This window comes from Pseudoalteromonas sp. NBT06-2, from assembly GCF_002276045.1.
GTDB lineage: Bacteria > Pseudomonadota > Gammaproteobacteria > Enterobacterales > Alteromonadaceae > Pseudoalteromonas.
On sequence record NZ_NQMR01000264.1, the window covers coordinates 1 to 3661 of the forward strand.

3 protein-coding genes are annotated in these 3661 nt (G+C 35.7%); 2 read left to right on the plus strand and 1 reads right to left on the minus strand.

From position 1 onward, the window contains the following. The first annotated feature begins 654 nt into the window (after positions 1 to 654). Complete coding sequence (locus tag CJF42_RS25120; protein WP_095369242.1) at positions 655 to 2733, plus strand: TonB-dependent siderophore receptor; 2079 nt, start codon at positions 655 to 657, stop codon at positions 2731 to 2733. 4 nt (positions 2734 to 2737) lie between these two features. On the opposite strand, the gene CJF42_RS27875 is transcribed toward CJF42_RS25120, so the two are convergent. Continuing rightward, positions 2738 to 2917 carry a hypothetical protein gene (locus tag CJF42_RS27875; protein ID WP_170940767.1) on the minus strand — a complete coding sequence of 60 codons (180 nt, stop codon included), beginning with the start codon at positions 2915 to 2917 and terminating at the stop codon, positions 2738 to 2740. Between the two features lie 294 nt (positions 2918 to 3211). Between CJF42_RS27875 and CJF42_RS25125 the strand changes: the two genes are divergently transcribed. Then, positions 3212 to 3637, plus strand: coding sequence for a group II intron maturase-specific domain-containing protein (locus tag CJF42_RS25125; protein WP_095369243.1), 426 nt, complete (start codon positions 3212 to 3214; stop codon positions 3635 to 3637). Positions 3638 to 3661: the final 24 nt, after the last annotated feature.

A 3661-nucleotide genomic window follows, 5' to 3' on the forward strand; every position in this document is an offset into this window, starting at 1 on the left:
CTTTTTGGAGCATTCACATCAACAACCCAAAACCAATGGGGTCGATAGTTATTGGGCTATTAATGTTCATACAGTTTAACGTACTGCTTAACGTTTACAGGGTGTTTCTCAGCATAACAAAACACTGCAGTGGAGTGCCTTGTTGATAATGATTATTGTTTATAATTAAAAGTAAGTCAAGATCTAAGTGATAATTATTTGTGATTGTTATATTGCGTTACACTCCCCTATATTTTGATTCACTCATCTAAGCCATGAATCCGTTCATACGCAATATCAGCTCTAATTATACTAATTCAGGCGATAAAGCATTAATTGCATTCCATGCTAACCACATCATTTTGGTTTTTTCATTAAAACCTTAGTTTAATCCTAGTCGTGAAGATTTAGAACCAGAAATTTTATCTGTAAATATTAAAGATTGATCACACCCTTCATTTTTAAAAACATCAACCTGTAAATTTATACATGCTCTACAGCCCTTATTATAAAAGCCTGTAGAGCAAAAATAGGAAAGTAATACGTTTGTGTACACCCTCCCCAAAAAAATTAGCTGAGTAACTACCACTACATAACACTCTCACTATTGCAAATGAAAGCAATTATCATTGCTATTACACATTGATTGTTACATACCATTTTATTAGGATAACTATGAAGTATTCAGTATTATTTTTAGCACTTAATGCAGCCTTATCAGCGCCTTTAGCACTCGCAGATGATAAAAAAATCGAAGTAATTGAAGTACAGGGATCTTATTTTAATGATTATAAAATTGATGATGCTAATGGTGCGATGCGTACAAATACGTCATTATTAAATACAGCGCAATCTGTAACAGTCATTCCAGACACCATAGTTAATGAGCAGTTAGCAACAACATTAGGCGAAGTACTACTTAATGACGCAAGCTTAACGGCAGGTTCTAAGCAAAGAAATAGAGAAGTATTTAATTTACGTGGTTTTACTTTAAGTTCTTCTAATGGTTACTTACGAGATGGTCATCAGCATTGGTCTCATTACCAGCAACCTATTGAAACTCTTGAAAGTGTTGAAATTATTAAAGGTCCATCAAGCATTTTATATGGCCAATCTGCACCGGGTGGATTAGTTAATATGGTGACTAAAAAACCAACTACAAAGACGATGTTAAATGTTGGTGCTGATGTTGATGGTGAAGGGTCTACACGATTTGTTTTAGATACGGGTGGTGCACTAAACGAAGATGAGTCTTTAAGATACCGTAGTGTTCTGGTTAAGCAGGACGTTGATTACTGGCGTGAATATCAAAATGGTGAACAAAGAGCACGTGATCGTTTTTTAGGTGCAGTTGTAGTCGATTATGATATATCAGATAACACTTTAGTGAGATTTCATTACGATCGCACAAATGATAAAGCTGGTTTAGATACTGGATCATGGCTTAATAGTGCTGGTGATATCATCGGTGATGATAAAACAATTCGAGATATGTCATGGGCATTTACTGATATCACTGTTGAAAATATGGGCTTTGATATTTCTTATTTTTTAACTGAGCAATGGCAAGTAAAACTTGGCTATAACGAGCAAAACTTTAGTCGTCAGCGTTTCGAGTCATCACCTAGAAAGCCAAGTGATTTTGTTGAAGGTGGTACTTATATGTCTAAACCTTATGATAGATATGATGATTGGCAATTTAAAACTATGTTTGCTGATTTTGTCGGCGAATTTGAATTAGTGAGTATGGAGCATCAGTTACTAATAGGTGTAAATTCATTAGATTATTATTACGGTCAGTTAAAAACAAATGCCGATAACTTTGAATATCATTCAGGTATGAGTGAACCCGTACGTCCAGATGTAAACTATAAAACAGATGATTCTTTATATACTAGTGAATATGATTATTACGGTTTCTATATCCAAGATTTAGTGTCTGTGAATGAACAATGGCAAGTCTCTTTTGGTGGTCGTTATGATAAACAAAATAAAGAAGGTGCAGATAATGAATCTTTCGTACCAAAACTGGGGGTGCTATATCATCCAATTGAATCAGCAACTATTTACACCAGCTATTCTCAAAGTTTTGAGCCACAAAGAAGTAACACTTTAAATGACGATAAAGATAAAAACCACGGCATGAAATTAGATGCTGTGACATCTAAACAATTTGAAGTTGGTGCTAAATGGCAGTTATTTAATGAACGCTTGTTATTGACTACAGCTTTGTTTGATATCAGTAAAACAGGAAGCTTAATTACAGAAAACTTAGAAAATAACCCAGAGTTCGATACTATCACAACGCAATCTGGTGAGCAGCACCATAAGGGCTTTGAACTTGCAGCACAAGGTGCAATAAACGATAAGCTATTTGTAATGGCTTCAAGTGCATACCTAGATGCAAAATATGAAAAAGATGAAAATTATGAGGGAAATACCCCAGTAGATGTTCCTAACTGGTCTGCTTCTTTATGGTCTCGTTATGAATTAAACGATGCATTAGCTATTAATGCTGGTGTCTTTTTCGAAGGTGAACGTTTTGCTAATAGTAATAATACTATCACTAAAGACGGATATGCACGAGTTGATGTTGGCGCGACTTATAAGATGTCACTAGGTCAAAAAGATATTAACTTTAGATTTAATATTGAAAACTTATTTGATGCTGAGTATTTAGCCGGTGGTGGAGAATATAATGTGACAATCGGTGAAGGTACAAACTTCCGTTTAGCAGCACAGTTTAGCTTATAAGCGATTACACTTTTACAAGATAATATCCATTTAAGGCACTTTCATACATAAAGTGTCTTTTTGTACACAGCATATACCCAAGCCACTTCAAGATGTGAGGTTCAGGACTGCTGAGCAATTCATGATCTAGGCGCATCTTTGCATTAATGGTTACTCCCTTAAAAAAAGATGGAACAACGAGCATGATTTGCTCAGAAGTCCCTGTAAGGTTGGTTTATAAATACTTTATGCAGCGTTATTGATTTTGAAAAGGGAATAACCATGTTCTTCAATCAATGCCTTGCCTAAAGAATTTCTAATTCCAACTGAATCCTGCATCTTGAAGTGGTTTGGGTATAAACATTATAGATACGCGGGTTATTTCCGTTATTTGGATTCATTATTTAAAAGTCAGGTTCTTCAAAATCCAAGAATTCTTCAACTTCCATATTTTCGGATACGTATCCAAATCGACGTGGCAGAAGACAAAACTTCTCTGATGCGGTTTAGCCGTTTTCAAGTTGGCCGAAAACGTCATTTTGTATTTTTAGGTTTTGAGTTTTATTGGGGTACTGACTCAAACGGTAAGGCAAGACTCAGGAGACGAACCGCTGCGAAGAAACAGAAGGCGACCCTAAGTGAGTATTATCAATGGATCAAAGCTAAACGCTCATTAAAACTCAGAGACTGGCTACCTCAATTAAAGCGAAAACTGGTAGGGTTTAGGAATTACTTCGGGCTTCCCGACAACAGCCGAAGTCTGGCAGGTGTATACGATTATGCTTTGCATACCTTATATAAATGGCTGAACAGGCGTAGTGGTCGACGAAGTTATAACTGGAGTAATTTCAAGAAAATGTTAGAGTATTTTACAATTGAGAGTACCAAAGTAAGCAAGCGATATATTCTTGTCGATTGGTACTAGCCGATAACATTGAAAAACCGAACA